General features: G+C 36.4%; 15 protein-coding genes. 14 read left to right on the plus strand and 1 reads right to left on the minus strand.

Going from position 1 to position 15,269, the window contains the following annotated elements:
• Positions 1–31: 31 nt before the first annotated feature.
• The 11 genes from ACFPM4_RS12220 (at position 32) to ACFPM4_RS12270 (ending at position 9,865) form a co-directional block, all read left to right on the plus strand.
• Positions 32–313, plus strand: a complete 282-nt coding sequence (locus ACFPM4_RS12220; protein ID WP_144925467.1) for a hypothetical protein — start codon at positions 32–34, stop codon at positions 311–313.
• A gap of 473 nt (positions 314–786) precedes the next feature.
• Positions 787–2,091: an ABC transporter substrate-binding protein gene (locus tag ACFPM4_RS12225; RefSeq protein ID WP_382351960.1), complete on the plus strand. Its 1,305-nt coding sequence runs from the start codon at positions 787–789 to the stop codon at positions 2,089–2,091.
• Between the two features lie 316 nt (positions 2,092–2,407).
• Positions 2,408–3,328: a carbohydrate ABC transporter permease gene (locus tag ACFPM4_RS12230; RefSeq protein ID WP_144925473.1), complete on the plus strand. Its 921-nt coding sequence runs from the start codon at positions 2,408–2,410 to the stop codon at positions 3,326–3,328.
• A 26-nt stretch (positions 3,329–3,354) separates the two neighbouring features.
• The gene (locus ACFPM4_RS12235; RefSeq protein WP_382351964.1) at positions 3,355–4,215 is read left to right on the plus strand and encodes a carbohydrate ABC transporter permease; all 861 of its coding nucleotides are present in this window, start codon (positions 3,355–3,357) and stop codon (positions 4,213–4,215) included.
• Positions 4,216–4,340: 125 nt separating this feature from the next.
• On the plus strand, positions 4,341–5,474 hold the full coding sequence (locus ACFPM4_RS12240) for a glycoside hydrolase family 172 protein (protein WP_382351967.1): 1,134 nt from the start codon (positions 4,341–4,343) through the stop codon (positions 5,472–5,474).
• A gap of 227 nt (positions 5,475–5,701) precedes the next feature.
• Positions 5,702–6,541 carry a metallophosphoesterase gene (locus tag ACFPM4_RS12245; protein WP_382351970.1) on the plus strand — a complete coding sequence of 280 codons (840 nt, stop codon included), beginning with the start codon at positions 5,702–5,704 and terminating at the stop codon, positions 6,539–6,541.
• A gap of 30 nt (positions 6,542–6,571) precedes the next feature.
• A complete protein-coding gene (locus ACFPM4_RS12250; RefSeq protein ID WP_144925486.1) occupies positions 6,572–7,237 on the plus strand; it encodes an SOS response-associated peptidase in 666 nt (221 codons plus the stop codon).
• A gap of 176 nt (positions 7,238–7,413) precedes the next feature.
• Positions 7,414–7,929: a hypothetical protein gene (locus ACFPM4_RS12255; RefSeq protein ID WP_144925489.1), complete on the plus strand. Its 516-nt coding sequence runs from the start codon at positions 7,414–7,416 to the stop codon at positions 7,927–7,929.
• A 131-nt stretch (positions 7,930–8,060) separates the two neighbouring features.
• Positions 8,061–8,441 carry a GntR family transcriptional regulator gene (locus ACFPM4_RS12260; protein ID WP_144925492.1) on the plus strand — a complete coding sequence of 127 codons (381 nt, stop codon included), beginning with the start codon at positions 8,061–8,063 and terminating at the stop codon, positions 8,439–8,441.
• A gap of 12 nt (positions 8,442–8,453) precedes the next feature.
• Positions 8,454–9,554: a DUF1648 domain-containing protein gene (locus ACFPM4_RS12265; RefSeq protein ID WP_382351975.1), complete on the plus strand. Its 1,101-nt coding sequence runs from the start codon at positions 8,454–8,456 to the stop codon at positions 9,552–9,554.
• Positions 9,555–9,727: 173 nt separating this feature from the next.
• The gene (locus ACFPM4_RS12270) at positions 9,728–9,865 is read left to right on the plus strand and encodes an Lmo0850 family protein (protein ID WP_186324795.1); all 138 of its coding nucleotides are present in this window, start codon (positions 9,728–9,730) and stop codon (positions 9,863–9,865) included.
• 107 nt (positions 9,866–9,972) lie between these two features.
• On the opposite strand, the gene ACFPM4_RS12275 is transcribed toward ACFPM4_RS12270, so the two are convergent.
• Positions 9,973–11,265, minus strand: coding sequence for a hemolysin family protein (locus tag ACFPM4_RS12275; protein ID WP_382351980.1), 1,293 nt, complete (start codon positions 11,263–11,265; stop codon positions 9,973–9,975).
• Between the two features lie 198 nt (positions 11,266–11,463).
• Between ACFPM4_RS12275 and ACFPM4_RS12280 the strand changes: the two genes are divergently transcribed.
• The 3 genes from ACFPM4_RS12280 to ACFPM4_RS12290 all read left to right on the plus strand — a co-directional run bounded on the left by ACFPM4_RS12280 (position 11,464) and on the right by ACFPM4_RS12290 (position 15,012).
• Positions 11,464–12,246, plus strand: a complete 783-nt coding sequence (locus tag ACFPM4_RS12280; RefSeq protein WP_382351983.1) for a hypothetical protein — start codon at positions 11,464–11,466, stop codon at positions 12,244–12,246.
• 261 nt (positions 12,247–12,507) lie between these two features.
• Positions 12,508–13,569 carry a D-alanine--D-alanine ligase gene (locus tag ACFPM4_RS12285; RefSeq protein WP_382351986.1) on the plus strand — a complete coding sequence of 354 codons (1,062 nt, stop codon included), beginning with the start codon at positions 12,508–12,510 and terminating at the stop codon, positions 13,567–13,569.
• 72 nt (positions 13,570–13,641) lie between these two features.
• Entirely contained in the window at positions 13,642–15,012 is a 1,371-nt protein-coding gene (locus ACFPM4_RS12290) for a UDP-N-acetylmuramoyl-tripeptide--D-alanyl-D-alanine ligase (protein WP_382351989.1), read from the plus strand.
• Positions 15,013–15,269: the final 257 nt, after the last annotated feature.

Genomic DNA, 15,269 nt, shown 5'->3' on the forward strand with positions numbered 1-15,269 from the left:
TAATAGGCAAAGACTTAAGGAGGAAGATAGCATGAGTAAAGTTAAAAGCATTAGTCCTTATGTAGTAATAGGAATTGGTCTAGCAGGAGCTTCTTACTTATCTTCCAAGAATAATAGAGATCAATTAGTACAGGTTTCAAGGAAAGTAATGGAAAAAGTGAAAGTTATTTATACTGGGAGATCCTCTGGTGCGTGTGATGAGCTAATAGAAAAAGCCGGAAACCCTGACCCGCACGATATAGAGGATACGAAAATGGTAAGTGAAGGCGCCATGTATGCAGTAGAATATTATAATCAAGAAGAACAGCAATAAGCAGAGGCTGGGACATAACCATTTGACTTGAATGTAAATCCGAACAATGTAAGTGTAGCTATAACGCTTCGGAAATACACTTCGCTTTCCGCGGGCGGCTAATGAGCCTCCTCGGCGCTAAACGCCTGCGGGGTCTCATCGAGGCCTTTATTCCCGCAGGAGTCTTCGTGTATTTCCTCCGCTGGTAACTAGAAATTTTTTTATAATTGATAAAGTGACCGAACTATCTTGTTTTGAAACAAGTTATAGTTCGGTTTTTATTTGCATCCATATACCTCTTTCCCAGCTCCTATTTTTGTTAGTTAATAGTACTTGTGTCGTTACTCCGAAAGTCTCGAATTTGAGTATTGCGGTAATGAAAACGTTTTACTTGCATAATCATTTACTAAGTTTTAGTGGACAAGGAGGGTAGTATACATCTCTAGTTTCTCCTCATGAAATATTCGATAAAAATTAGGGTAGGGGTGCTGAACATGAAAAAGGCTGTCGCAATACTTGCGTTTTCATGCTTATTGTTTCTTGCTGGTTGTGGAAAAGATGACAGAACCGTAATCAGTATGTCCGTCTGGGGCATGCCTTGGGAAGATAAACTGTATACAGAAATCTACATTCCAGAATTTGAAAAACAAAATCCAGATATTAAGGTTAAATTCAATAACTATACGAATTATCGAGAAAAGATATTAACTCTAGCAGCGGGGAATAATGCACCAGATGTTATCAGACAAGGAGCTGCAGATGTTCCAAACTTTATTCAAAAGGGAATGAATCTTCCTTTAGATGATTACTTTGAAGAATCAGGAATTGATCGAAGTGATTTTGTTGATGCAGCTTGGCCAGTAGCAACAATGGATGGAAAAACATATGCGATTCCACAAGATGAGAATTTATTTGCTTTATATTACGATCCTCAAGCATTTAAAGAAGCAGGATTAAAAGAACCAGATCATGATTATACATTAGAGCAAATGTTGAAGGACGCGGAAGTTTTAACAAAGAAAAATGGGGATAATGTAGAACGTTATGGATTAGTTCAAGGTTGGAATGCTTGGAATTTCATGAATTATGTAATGGCCTTTAATGGTTCCATTTGGAGTGAAGACCTGCAAACATCCACGATTGGTTCAGAAGAGGCGATAAAAGCTCTAGAGTATTGGAAACAGCTAATGGTAGATTTCAATTTAACACCATATCAATCCGAAATGGGACAAATTGGTCCTGACGTATACTTCCAAACTGGAAAAGCTGCCATGTATTTAGATGGAACATGGATGGCCCCGTCAATTACAAAGGCAGCACCTGATTTCAAGTTTAAAGCTACTAGTTTTCCAAAAGGTGATAGAAAAGTAGTAAGAGCACAATCCGTTATGTGGGCAGTTAGTGCCGATAGTAAGCATCCGGATGAAGCGTGGAAACTAGCAGAATTCTTATCTACAAAAGAAGCATTAACTCAATATTGGCAAACACTTTGGGTTGCAGCGCCTGCAAGATATTCTGCCGTAAATAGTGAAGAATTTAAAAATGTGACAGGATTGGAAGATATTCCTGGAATAGACTCTGAGGAAGAATTTAAGGATAAGGCCGCATGGATTGTAGAAACATTTGATAATAAATGGGATACACAAGAGTGGGTAGGTCCTTACCACAGTATTTATGAACAGGAAGTAGATAATGCGATTCAGTCTGTTTTAGTCAAAGGATCAAAGGTAACACCGCGAGAAGCATTGAAAAAAGCAGAAGAAAATATTAATAAAACAATCCAGCAACAAAAAGATTAAACAGTAGTAGGCTGTCTAAGAGCATTATTTGATTTTTAGTTATGATAAAATTTTAATTCTTTAGCACAATGTTGATTGTAGAGGAAGGCACGAGACTCCTGCGGGATGAAGGGTCAGGGTAAGACCCCGCAGGAGCGTTTAGCGACGAGGAGGCTTACCGAACCGCACGCGGAAAGCGAGTGCCTGTAGCGGAAATCAACAGGTAGAGAAAGAGTTATATAGATTAACCTAATCATCACTTTTTCATTTTTAGGACATTTTGGACAGCCTTTCCATTAACAGTTGGACTATTACGACCTTGTAAGGAGGGAAAGTAATGGGAATACAGGCGAATGCAACTACCGATAATCAATTACCCAAAAAACGAAAAAAAATAACTGGAAAACAAATTGCTCCATGGTTGTTTCTTGCTCCGGCATTAACGATTGTCATCACTTTTGTCGCATTACCTGCATTAGGGGGATTAGGTTTAAGCTTTTTTAAATACGATGCAATTAACCCTCCTGAATTTATTGGGATGGAAAACTTCGCGTACTTAGTTGAGGATGAACTATTTAGGAAATCGATTTTTGTCACTATCTATTATGTATTTGGATCATTAATACCTGCAGTAGCAATATCTCTTGCAGTTGCTCTCATTTTAAATAAGAAATGGTTCCCACTTAGAAATGTTGTACGAGCTACGTATTTTCTACCAACGATAGTGTCAATGGTAGCAGTAGCTTTTGTATGGATGTGGTTATTTAACCCGCAGTTTGGACCAGTTAATGATTGGTTATCCAGTATCGGTATTGCTAAGCAACAATTTTTCGGAGATCCAAAGCTTGCAATGCCAATGTTGATTGTAATTGGAGTTTGGAAAGTAATTGGATTTAATATGGTCATTTATTTAGCTGGTTTACAAGGCATTGATAAAACATACTATGAGGCTGCAGAAATTGATGGTGCAAATTCTTTTCAACGTTTTCGCTATATTACATGGCCGTTATTAATTCCTACTACATTTTTTGTTTGTACGATGGGAGTCATTAGTGGATTCCAAATTTTTGACCAGATTTTTATTATTACTGGTGGAGGACCGGCTCAATCGACATATGCAATCGTATTTTATATTTACCAAAAGGCATTTAAAGAATGGGTGTTTGGATATGCTTCCTCTTTATCCATGATTTTGTTCTTTATCATCTTAGCTATTACTCTCGTACAATATCGATTTATGGGAAGAGTACATTACTAAAATGAGTAAGAATGGAGGGAAGCACATTGGTAGATGCTCAAAAAACTAGTAGTAAAAGATTTACGATTAGGTTGTTATTCCGCGTTGCCATTGTCATTGTTGTCCTGATTGGTGCTTTTACGATGCTCGTACCGTTCTTATGGATGATTTTGACGTCATTAAAGACAGATCAAAATGTGTTTACTATTCCAGTCACATGGTTGCCAGAAGAATTTCAATGGGGAAACTATTTAAAAGCATGGGAGATTGCTGATTTTAGTCGCTATATATTCAATAGCCTCTTTGTAACAACTATTATCATGATATTTAGCTTATTGTTTAATAGTATGGCGGGCTATGCTTTTGCAAAGTATCGCTTTAGAGCAAGGGAACCTCTCTTTCTATTATTGCTATCGACGATGATGATCCCAGGACAAGTAACGATGATTCCTGTGTATTTAATATTGGAACAGTTAGGTTTCTTAGATTCCTATTTTGGACTTATTGTACCAGGATTAGCTACTGCATTTGGAATTTTCATTATGCGTCAGTTTATGCTAAGTATTCCCGATGATTTTATTGATGCTGCAAGAATTGATGGAGCAAGTGAAGCACGGATATTCTTCCAAATTATTTTACCAATTAGTAAACCAGCAATATCAGCACTAGGGATATTTACATTTGTAGGTGCATGGAATGATTTTCTCTTCCCACTACTCGTAATAAGTAGTGACTCTATGAAAACATTGCCATTAGCAATAGCCTCGTTAGCAGCAGGACAATATGTACAAAGTTGGCCGTTATTAATGGCAGCAGCAACGTTTATCACATTACCGGTCATCATCGTTTTTTTCATCGGCCAACGTTATTTCATTGAAGGAATTGCGATGACAGGAATTAAAGGATAAGGTGTCGACAATATTCGGGCGGTCTTTGAACTGTCCGAATATATTTTCTATTTATCTATTGATTTATTGTCGAATATAGGATAGCATAAATGTAAACGATTACTTCGTAGAAGAGGTGGATGAGCATGGGACCATTAAGCAATATTTTTGAACTTAAAGACGGTATTAAAACGAAACGTATCTCTAGTTACGATCGCACTGGAGGAAATGATGACAAGATTGTTATAAAAGCAGGGGAAACTGCTGAGATTGCCAATATTAGTGGTGCAGGAATTATTAAGCATATTTGGATTACGATTTCGACACCGGATAACTTTATTCGCCGTAATGCAATCATTAGAATGTATTGGGATGGCGAGGAAAATCCAAGTGTTGAATCTCCACTTGGCGATTTCTTTGGACAAGGATGGGGAGAGGAATATAATTTTGCTTCACTTCCATTAGCAGCAGCTCCTGCAGCAGGGAAAGCATTAAACTCTTATTTCCCAATGCCATTCGGTGACGGTGCTAGAATTACAATAGAAAACCAATCAGAACATAATATTGATAGTTTCTATTATTATGTAGATTACGAGGAGCATCCATCAATTCCAGATACTGCTGGTCGTTTCCATGCTTGGTGGAATCGTGAGTTAACAGAGGTACATCCTGAAGATGGAGAAGCGGAATGGGGACTTGTTGGAGAAGTTGGCAAAAATAAATCTGACAAAGATAACTATTTATTTGCGGACATTGAAGGAAAAGGACACTTTGTCGGTGTAAACTATTATGTCGATAGCCCAGGACCAATGTGGTATGGAGAAGGCGATGACATGTTTTTAGTTGATGGCGAAGATTGGCCAGGATCGTTACATGGAACTGGTACAGAAGACTTCTTCAACAGTTCTTGGTGCCCAAATGAAGAGTATATTCACCCGTATTTCGGATATGCAAAGGTACCTGATAAATTAGGATGGATGGGCAGAACACACTGTTATAGATTCTTATTGGAAGACCCAATCTATTTTGATAAGTCATTACGTGCAAGTATCGAACATGGTCATAACAATAACTTAACACTTGATATTAGTACGGTTTCTTACTGGTATCAAACAGAACCACATAAGCCATTCCCAGAACTTCCAGGTAAAGACCAACGCCAAAACATGCCTGAAATCAACTTCATGGACGTGCACAGATGGCGTCACGAATGGAGAAAAGCCATGGGCAACGGCAAAAAACTATGGGGCAACGAAATAAAAGAAAAAAAAGATAAGTAATAATTTTTAAGGGCTATCGAAAAGTCATAATAGACTTATCGGTTGCCCTTTTTACTTTGACTTTTGATTTCCGCTTCAGGCGCTCGCTTTCCGCGGGCAAAGAAATGCGTGATGCGCCTGCCTATCGGCGACAAGCAAATGTTCTGAACAACTACTCTTAAAAAAGACGAATGTCCTACCAGTCGCTGTGATAAGATAATAGTAAACTAGATTGAAAGGTTACGTGTATGAAACGAAAAATTACTATTTTTATTGTTCTTGTCGGCCTTGTTTGGGCATTCCTTCATATAAATAATAACTGGTTACAAACAACTGAATATACAATCGAATCGGAGCGGATCCCATCGTCCTTTGATGGGATGAAAATCGTTCAATTATCAGATCTCCATGATGCTACATTCGGTGATAAACAAATAAAACTCGTAGATAAAGTAAAAAACTTAAATCCAGATTTTATATTTATTACTGGAGATTTAATAGATAGCAATCGGTACAAACTTCAGAACAGTCTTGATCTTGTAGAGCAATTAACTGACTTTGCAGAAGTATTTTATGTAACAGGGAATCATGAGGTTGCGGTTAATGAAGTGGATGAAATTACAGAGGCACTCGAATCTCTCGGAGTATTTGTATTGAAAAATGAAGCTGTTACAATTGAACAAAATGGGGAAATACTTTTAATAGCAGGAATAGAGGATCCGCTAATGAAGGTTACGGATGAAACAGAAGTTGCTGTAGCTAATTCCATTGATATCGCAATGGAAGGTATGCCAAAAAATGCATTCACACTTCTTTTGTCTCATCGACCGGAAGTATTTGATGTATATGTAGAAAAAGAAATGGATGTCACATTTTCGGGACATGCACATGGTGGACAAGTGCGAATCCCGGGATTGGGTGGTGTCATCGCTCCAGGTCAAGGATGGTTTCCAACTTATACATCAGGTAAGCATGAGCAAGGGAATACAACAATGTTTGTAAGTAGAGGACTCGGTAATAGTATTATTCCATTTAGAATTTTAAATCGACCAGAAATAATTGCTGTCACGTTAAAAAGTATGAAATAAGAAAAAGTATATAGGCGGTGAATGGTCCCAATGTGTGGAAGGTATAGTTTGTTTGCAAACAAAGAGGATATAGCAGAAAGATTTGGGTTTGATTTATTAGAAGATTTCGAGTGGGAAGAACGGTATAATGTCGCTCCTAGCCAAGAAGTTATGGCTATTGTAGGATCTGATAAGGGGAATCGAGTTGGTACATTAAGATGGGGACTTGTTCCATCTTGGGCAGCTGATCCGAAAATAGGGTATAAAATGATTAATGCAAGAATGGAAACGGTGGATCAAAAGCCGAGCTTTAAACGACTATTATCTAGGAGACGTTGTATTATACCGGCAGATGGATTTTATGAATGGAAACGAAATGGCAAAGAGAAGCAGCCTTATCGTTTTCAATTAAAATCAAAAGAGGTATTTGGCTTTGCTGGTCTGTGGGATCGTTGGCAGCAGGGTGACCAAACAATTCAATCATGCACCATTATCACTACGGAAGCGAACGATGTAGTAAAAGATATTCATGATCGAATGCCGGTAATTCTTACCCAAGAATCGGAACAAATATGGTTGGATCGCTCCATTGAAGACTCGGAGTTATTGAAAACTCAGCTCGTTTCTTATCCTGCAGATGAAATGGAGTTATATCCAATTTCATCGCTCGTAAATAGTCCTAAAAATGATAGAAGAGAAATAATCAATTCTATATAAACTCTAAATTTCGAGGGAATAATTGCTTGTCATACAATTATTTTTTAAATGGAATATTTACTCGAAATTTATGTGTGGATGCTGACAAAACCTCCTGTAAATCAACAGTATTAGAGCAAGGGAAAGTAGTTGTTCTTGTTGAATTGTATTAGTAATAAGCAAAGGGAGGGTTTCTGTTGAGTCAGCAAATTTATTCTTCCGAGGCGGCCAAGGAATTAGGATTAGGGACAAGCTCATTGAGAAAGTATGCAGTTGAACTAGAGGCAAAAGGGCATCATTTTGCAAGAGGAACGAACAATGGGCGTATTTTTGAGCAATCCGATTTAACGCTTATTTCGTTAATGATGGAAAAGATAACAACGATGGGCCTGACGATTGAACAGGCAGCGGAAAAAGTACTGTGGGAAAATGGTAATGCGGATGAGAAAATGACTCATCAAGATAATGATGAGAGTATTGACACGCCAGCAAACAATGAATTAACACAATTTATTGAGCAGATGAGAGAATTAGAGAAACAACAAGCTGCATTAACAGAAATGAATAAAGCGTTAGTAAGACAGGTCGAAAATTTAACGGAAAAGATTGAGGAACGTGAAAGAGATCAGCAGCTTTTTAATATGATTGAATCATCAAGGGAAAAAAAGAAAAAGCGAAAAGGCATTGCGTTGCTAGGTCTAATAGGCAGATAAATTTGGGACTAAATATATAAAGAATATTGCTACAGGCTTTCCAAAAATGGGTGGCCTTTTTTGTTGTATATACTTTCTATCTGTTATATAATTAGTATAACAGATAGAAAGTGATGGAGGTGGTGAAGAATATGCTTTTAAAACTTAATTTAGAATCGGAAACTCCTATATATTTACAGCTACGGAATTCCATCATTGAAGGGATTGCATCTGGGCAATTAAAGGAAGGGGAAGCTTTGCCTTCGGTACGAATGATGGCATCTGACCTAGGAGTCAATATGCACACGGTTAATAAAGCGTATCAATTGCTTAAACAAGCAGGTTTTATTCTAATTCACAGACAAAAAGGGGTAGTGGTTAATCCAGATGGGATGCCTGGATTAGATGATGAATATAAGGAATCTTTAAATTCAGGTCTTCGTCCATTTATTAGTGAAGCTATATGCCGTGGAATGGGAGAAAGTGAGTTCTTAAAGATGTGCCAAACAATATTTAAAGATATAAAACAATAATGGAGGGATACTATGACAGCTTTGGTGATATTAATTTTATATATTCCAATCATCGTTATTACCGCTATTACACCATATATCACTCGGAAAACAGAAAGCTTCGGAGTGACAATACCAGAAGCGGTTTATAATAATGAAGAAGTAAAACAGTTTCGTAAAAGCTATGTGAAAAAGACAGGGATTGTCGGCTTTACATTATTAAGTGTTAGTCTAATTGGTGGCATAATTAATGATGCAACTTCCGCTATGACTATCTTTCTACTAGCAATCATCTTATATTTGTTAACTTCTTTTCTTATTTATCTTGAATTTCATAAAAAAATGAAAAAGTTAAAAGAAAACAGTAGCTGGGGAAAAGGAAAAAATGACACTGTCATTATAGATACTAACTTCAGGAAAGAGAAATTAACCTTATCAAATGCATGGTTTATATTTGCTTTGTTAATTACAGTTGCAACATTTGCGATAACCGTAATATTTTATGACAAAATTCCAAACGAATTTCCAATGCAATATGATTTCGAAGGCAATGTAACGAATATCGTAGAAAAATCGTATGCTTCCGTATTTGGTTTACCTTTAACTCAATTATTTATGTTAGTCATGTTTATCTTTCTAAATTCGATGATTGGACGGAGCCGCCAACAGATCGATGCAGCTAATCCAGAAAAGTCCATTCAACAAAATATCATTTTTAGAAGAAGATGGTCTGCGTTCATGGTATTTTCAGGCACAGCTTTAGTCCTGTTGTTCGCACTAATTCAATTATCTCTTATTCTTTCTATGGACTATAAAATCATTGCTATTAGCTCACTTGTAGTTTCAGCCGTAATTGTCATCGCAGCTATTATCATATCGATTGTAACTGGTCAAGGCGGAAGCAGAGTGAAAACTGTCACAGGAAAAGACGGTGAAATCATTAATCGTGATGAGGATAAATATTGGAAGTTAGGTATCTTCTATATGAATGCTTCGGATCCCTCTGTTTGGGTAGAAAAACGATTTGGTAGTGGATGGACCATCAATTTTGCACGGCCCATAGCGTGGGTATTTATCGTTATTGTGATACTCATCCCTATTTTAATTAGTATTTTCACTACAATGGGTTCATAAATCAACCTAATTCTAGCAATTTTTTGCTAGAATTAGGTTATTCTTAAATTTTTTGGGTAAAGTAAAAACAAAATAGTTGACAAAAAGATTACGCTTTACAAAAAGGATATACATCAAGATTCTTTTCATGTAAAATATGATTAAGATGTCAAATCTTAAAGAGGTGGTCTTTCTTGCAAAGAGATCATGAACAGCTACAAAGAGTGATAAGTAGTCTTACAGAGATTGGTGTTAAGATTTCTAAAACGAAATCTCGACTTGAAATTAATAAATTACTTGAAGATGTCAAGTCTATCCAAAAATACTCTTAAAGGCGAACAAGCTAGGTATGTACAGGAATACATACCTAGCTTGTTTTTTTGTCTAACTAGGCTTTCGCTATTTCTCGGGAAATAGTGTGGAAAATTGCCTTTTTATTTCAGTTTTTACGAACTTCGACAACACTAATATGAGAACCTTCCATTGTGTGAACATGAAATATATAGGACTCTTCCTCTAGAATATCTCCTTCTTGCAAATCATATTTTTGAGTAAGCAGCCAGCCTCCAATTGTGTCTACATCCTCATCTGAAAGGTTTATATTAAGTAGTTGATTAACCTCGCTAATTAACATTTTTGCATCTAATAAGTAATGGTCATCTGCTAATTTTCTTACGACAGGTATCTCATCTGCATCAAATTCGTCGCGAATTTCTCCAACTATTTCTTCTAGTATATCCTCTACCGTAATAATCCCTGCTGTTCCACCATATTCGTCAAATAACACTGCCATATGAGTACGTTCCTTTTGCATCTGAACGAGTAAATCCTGAATTGGAATTGTTTCGATTACTTTTATGATCGGTTTTACATACGGCATAATACATTCTGTTTCAGCACAATTTCCATGAACACAATCAGTGAGGAATTCCTTTATATTTACGAGACCGATAATATTGTCTTTATCTCCATCTGTTACAGGATAACGGGTGAAGCGCTCTTCTTTAATCATCGCAATAATATCTTCTATAGAATCACTTTTATCAATATGATAAATTTCTGTCCGCGGCACCATAATTTCTTTGGCGATTCTATTGTCGAATTCGAATATATTATTCATATATCGAAATTCTGATTGATTAATCTCACCGCTTTTTAAACTCTCTGACAAAATAATTCTTAATTCTTCTTCAGAATGAGCAATTTCACTATCGGATGCAGCTTTTATGCCAAATACCCTTACAATTTGTCTAGCAGCTCCATTTAAGAGCCAAATAAATGGGTACATGATTTTGTAAAATAAAATTAAGGCTCCAGCGAATGCTAATGTAATTTCCTCTGCTTTATGAATAGCCATTGTTTTTGGGGCTAATTCTCCGACTACTACATGAAAAAAGGTAATAAGGACAAATGCAATTAGGAACGAAAGAAAATCAGTGATAGAGGAGGGGATATTTAGTTTTTGAAAAAGTGGATTTAGCATTACTTGTACTGTCGGTTCCCCCAGCCAGCCAAGTCCAAGGGCAGTTACAGTAATTCCAAGCTGTGTAGCTGATAAATATCCATCCAAGTTATTGATCAGTCTTTTTGCCTTGAGTGCTTTTGGATGGCCTTCTACAATTAGTTGATCAATTCTGGAGACTCTTACCTTTACGATTGCAAATTCGGATGCCACAAAAAACGCTGTCAAGGCAATGAGCAGTATCACAAGTAATATATTAATGATAAGCAATGGCTTAACCTCCTCCTGAAAAAAGTAAAGTTACACTTACTTTACCCTGAAAAGAGGTGAATTAATTATATTTATCTTAAGTTATAGGTAAAGGCTTTCATTAAAATTATTGCAAAATATTACATTATTGATACAAAAGCCCTTAACATATGAAATTTTGGTATGATAGTAATATAAATTTTGACAGGAGTGCTTTAAATGAAAAGGCAAGTTAGTGAACGGGAATATATTTATATTTACATGAATGATTCCGATCATTTTATTCTATCTTCTGGGATTGAGTTTCATGAATTCATGGCAGGCATTCCGATTCAAATACATAATATTTTATTATTAAAACATCGCTTTGAAGAAAGTCATTTCAATATGCACACATTTTTAGAATATGCGGACAAAGAACTAATCGATAAATTGTTAGCGGAAGATGTTTATGGGTATGGTGACTTTTGCTGGATCGATTTTACGAATGAAGAAAATGTGAATCTATTAAATGGCCAAGAAATTGCTGAGTTACTTTACTTAGGTCATATGAAAAGTCATCTACATATTCCGTTCTATGGCAAGTTGAATAATCAATTCGCTTATCTAGCTGGTGATGATGGACATTTTAATAAAGTATATTATCGCCATTGGGATCATTTCTTCTCTATGCTAGGGTCTACGATTGCTGGCAAAGTAAACAATCAGAAGGAAAAATCATTATTCCCAATTAGAAAGAAGAAGATGGTGCACCCAATCCCAAAAGAGATTCTTATGCCTTTCATCGATCATATGAAAGAAGGAATGGTTATTTCCATTGAAAACATGTTAAAGAATCGTTCCGTAATAGAAATACCGGTCTGGATTATTGGAGATTTAATCGATATGGATCAAATGTATGACGAGTATGAACAATTAAACGAATCAAGAAAACCAGACGGGAAGATTGTGTTTGACAGAAAAACAGAAAAATGGGAAGCGTATATCCCTTCCAAGATATAAGTAAGCACGGGAAATTCCGTGTTTTTTCTTTGAAGAAAATACTGAAAACCTATCATACGAGAGTAGTGTATTGGGAATCAGGTATGATAAAAGATAAGGAATTGACCGGAGTATAGAAGCATAAAGCATTGCGCTTTTCTTTGCACGTTCTAGTCATTCGCCCATACTATTAAGTAAGTGAAAGTAAGATAATAAAATTTTAGATTATTGTTTTCCCTTCGTGGTAAAATAAAAGACATCTGTATAGCCTGGAGGATAAAAATGAAGAAAAATATTTGTTTATTGTATGGTGGTAAATCAGCCGAACATGAAGTGTCATTGCAAACTGCTAAAGCTGTTATCCAAGCTTTGGATACGAGTAAATTTGCGATTCATCCTATTTTCATTACGAAAGAAGGAGCTTGGTTTAAAGGTCCAGAATTAACAGGACCTGTTGAAAGTGTAGAGGAATTACAATTTGTAGATAATGGTCAACAAATATATCCTAATGCATTAACCGAGAATTTTTCTTACGATGTAGTATTTCCATTATTGCATGGACCAAATGGTGAAGACGGTACAGTTCAAGGAATGCTAGAACTATTGAATATACCTTATGTTGGTAATGGTGTGCTTGCTTCATCTGCAGGTATGGATAAGGTGATCATGAAGAATTTGTTTGCTCAGGCAGGGTTGGAGCAAGTGAACTATGTATGGTTTATTCGTAGCACATGGGAAGCAGCACCTGAAAGAGCTTATGATCAAGTAGAAAAGGAACTCGGATACCCTTGTTTTGTAAAACCAGCGAATTTAGGTTCCAGTGTAGGAATATCTAAATGTGATAATCGAGAAGAACTCGATAAGGCATTTATCGAAGCATTTAAATACGACCGCAAAATTATTATAGAAGAAGGCGTAACAGCACGAGAAATTGAAATCGGTGTGTTAGGAAATGATTTTCCTGAATGTTCAGTAGCTGGTGAGATTGTACCGAAGAAAGAGTTTTATGATTACCAGTCAAAATACTTAGATGGGGAAACTGCTCTCGTTATTCCTGCAGAAGTAACTGCGGAACAATATACAGAACTACGAACGATGGCAACAAATGCCTTTAAGGTGTTGGATTGTTCAGGTCTTATACGAGCAGATTTCTTTGTAACGAATGATGGCAAAACATTTATTAATGAAGTGAACACAATGCCGGGATTCACACCGTTTAGTATGTTCCCGCTCCTATGGAAACATACAGGTGTAGATTATCCACAATTAATTGAGCGTTTAGTAGAACTAGCTCTTGAGCGTTATCAAGAAAAACAAAGCATCACACATATACATCAATCTTAAAAAATAAGGTGTCTCTGGAGCAAAACATATGCCCCTTGTGAGACACCTTTCTAATGCAAAGGAGGTTATATAATGATCAATAGGTCGATTGAACAGTTAACACAGATGATTCAACTGAAAAATGATGTTTCCGAGTATCATCACGTTCGTATTAACGGTGTAGCTTTTGATACAAGATTAATTAAGCCAGGAAATTTATTTGTTCCTCTGAAGGGGGAACAAGCAGATGGCCATGATTACGTAGATAAGGCGTTAGAACAAGGGGCATCTGCAGTACTATGGCAAAAAGATATGCCAAATCCACCGGAAAACACAGCCGTTTTAATGGTGGAGGATACATTGCTTGCATTACAACAATTAGCAAAATCCTATCTAGATCAATTGAATGTAAAAGTGATCGGGATTACCGGCAGTAATGGGAAAACAACAACAAAAGATATAGCAGCAGCAGTTTTTGCCCAAAAATATAAAGTTCATAAAACAGAAGGGAATTTTAATAACCATATTGGTCTCCCAATTACGGTCCTTTCCATGCCAGAAGAAACAGAAGTTGCGATTCTGGAAATGGGAATGAGTCAAAAAGGAGAGATTTCTGTATTAACGAAGATTGCTTGTCCAGATGTAGCAATCATTACCAATATTGGAGAAGCGCATTTACAAGATCTAGGATCAAGGCAAGGTATTGCCGAGGCTAAGTTAGAAATCTTAGAAGGACTAAAAGATAATGGCTTATTTATTTATCCAGGCGATGAACCACTTTTAGCGAATGTAGATGCACCACATTCGTTTACTTTTGGTGAAACAGCAAACAATGAATTCTATCCTGTTGATATCCAAATGGATGAGCAAGGAAGCTCTTTTAGTGTACCTGCTCTTTCAGAAAGTAGTTTTTATTTGCCAATTGCAGGGAAACACAACATTTTAAATTCACTAGCAGTCCTACTAGCTGCAAGAGAACTTTCCATCTCCATTGAATCGATGAAAGCCGGATTGAAATCTGTCGCATTATCCAGTATGCGAATGGAATGGCATGATGGTGTGAAGAACACGAAGATATTAAATGACGCCTATAATGCGAGTCCTACATCGATGAAGGCAGTTATTTCGATGCTGGAGAGTTTAAATGTGGAGCGGGATAAGGTCGTTGTGTTAGGAGATATGTTAGAACTTGGTGATCAAGAAATAAATTTTCATGTGCAAATGGGCGAACTAATTAATCCAGCGAACATAAAATATGTGTTCACTTTTGGACCATTGGCACAACATATAGCTGCAGGTGCTCGGAAGAATTTTCCTGAGAATCGCGTTTTTGCCTTTATAGATAAATCTGAACTAATTACCACACTTCACGATAAGATAAGTGGCAATGAGCTTATTTTAGTCAAAGCATCAAGAGGTATGAAGTTAGAAGAAGTTGTAAATTCCTTCGTTATGGAAAAATAATTTCCTATTCTTCTCAGCACAATCTCGGATAAATAAACTGAATGATGTAAAAAATATTAAATAATAATATCAATCCAAGTGCAATTGTATTCAAAAACAATTAGTGATAGAATAATCAACATCGTTTACGAATTTTCGCGACAGTTCTTACGTAAAAAAATGTCTAATGGACATTGATATAGGGTATAGACACTTGAGTGGTCTATCCCTCAATTTGAAGTACTCAAAGGAGATTGAGAAGATTGACGAAGTTTGCA

It is taken from the genome of Lederbergia graminis, from assembly GCF_042655485.1.
GTDB classification, from domain to species: Bacteria; Bacillota; Bacilli; order Bacillales; family Bacillaceae_C; genus Lederbergia; species Lederbergia graminis.

Coding starts and splice junctions, on each gene's coding strand:
- ACFPM4_RS12240 (WP_382351967.1), top strand. CDS start 4,341: ATGGGACCATTAAGCAATATTTTTGAACTTAAAGACGGTATTAAAACG.
- ACFPM4_RS12245 (WP_382351970.1), top strand. CDS start 5,702: ATGAAACGAAAAATTACTATTTTTATTGTTCTTGTCGGCCTTGTTTGG.
- ACFPM4_RS12260 (WP_144925492.1), top strand. CDS start 8,061: ATGCTTTTAAAACTTAATTTAGAATCGGAAACTCCTATATATTTACAG.
- ACFPM4_RS12290 (WP_382351989.1), top strand. CDS start 13,642: ATGATCAATAGGTCGATTGAACAGTTAACACAGATGATTCAACTGAAA.
- ACFPM4_RS12230 (WP_144925473.1), top strand. CDS start 2,408: ATGGGAATACAGGCGAATGCAACTACCGATAATCAATTACCCAAAAAA.
- ACFPM4_RS12250 (WP_144925486.1), top strand. CDS start 6,572: ATGTGTGGAAGGTATAGTTTGTTTGCAAACAAAGAGGATATAGCAGAA.
- ACFPM4_RS12265 (WP_382351975.1), top strand. CDS start 8,454: ATGACAGCTTTGGTGATATTAATTTTATATATTCCAATCATCGTTATT.
- ACFPM4_RS12220 (WP_144925467.1), top strand. CDS start 32: ATGAGTAAAGTTAAAAGCATTAGTCCTTATGTAGTAATAGGAATTGGT.
- ACFPM4_RS12280 (WP_382351983.1), top strand. CDS start 11,464: ATGAAAAGGCAAGTTAGTGAACGGGAATATATTTATATTTACATGAAT.
- ACFPM4_RS12225 (WP_382351960.1), top strand. CDS start 787: ATGAAAAAGGCTGTCGCAATACTTGCGTTTTCATGCTTATTGTTTCTT.
- ACFPM4_RS12285 (WP_382351986.1), top strand. CDS start 12,508: ATGAAGAAAAATATTTGTTTATTGTATGGTGGTAAATCAGCCGAACAT.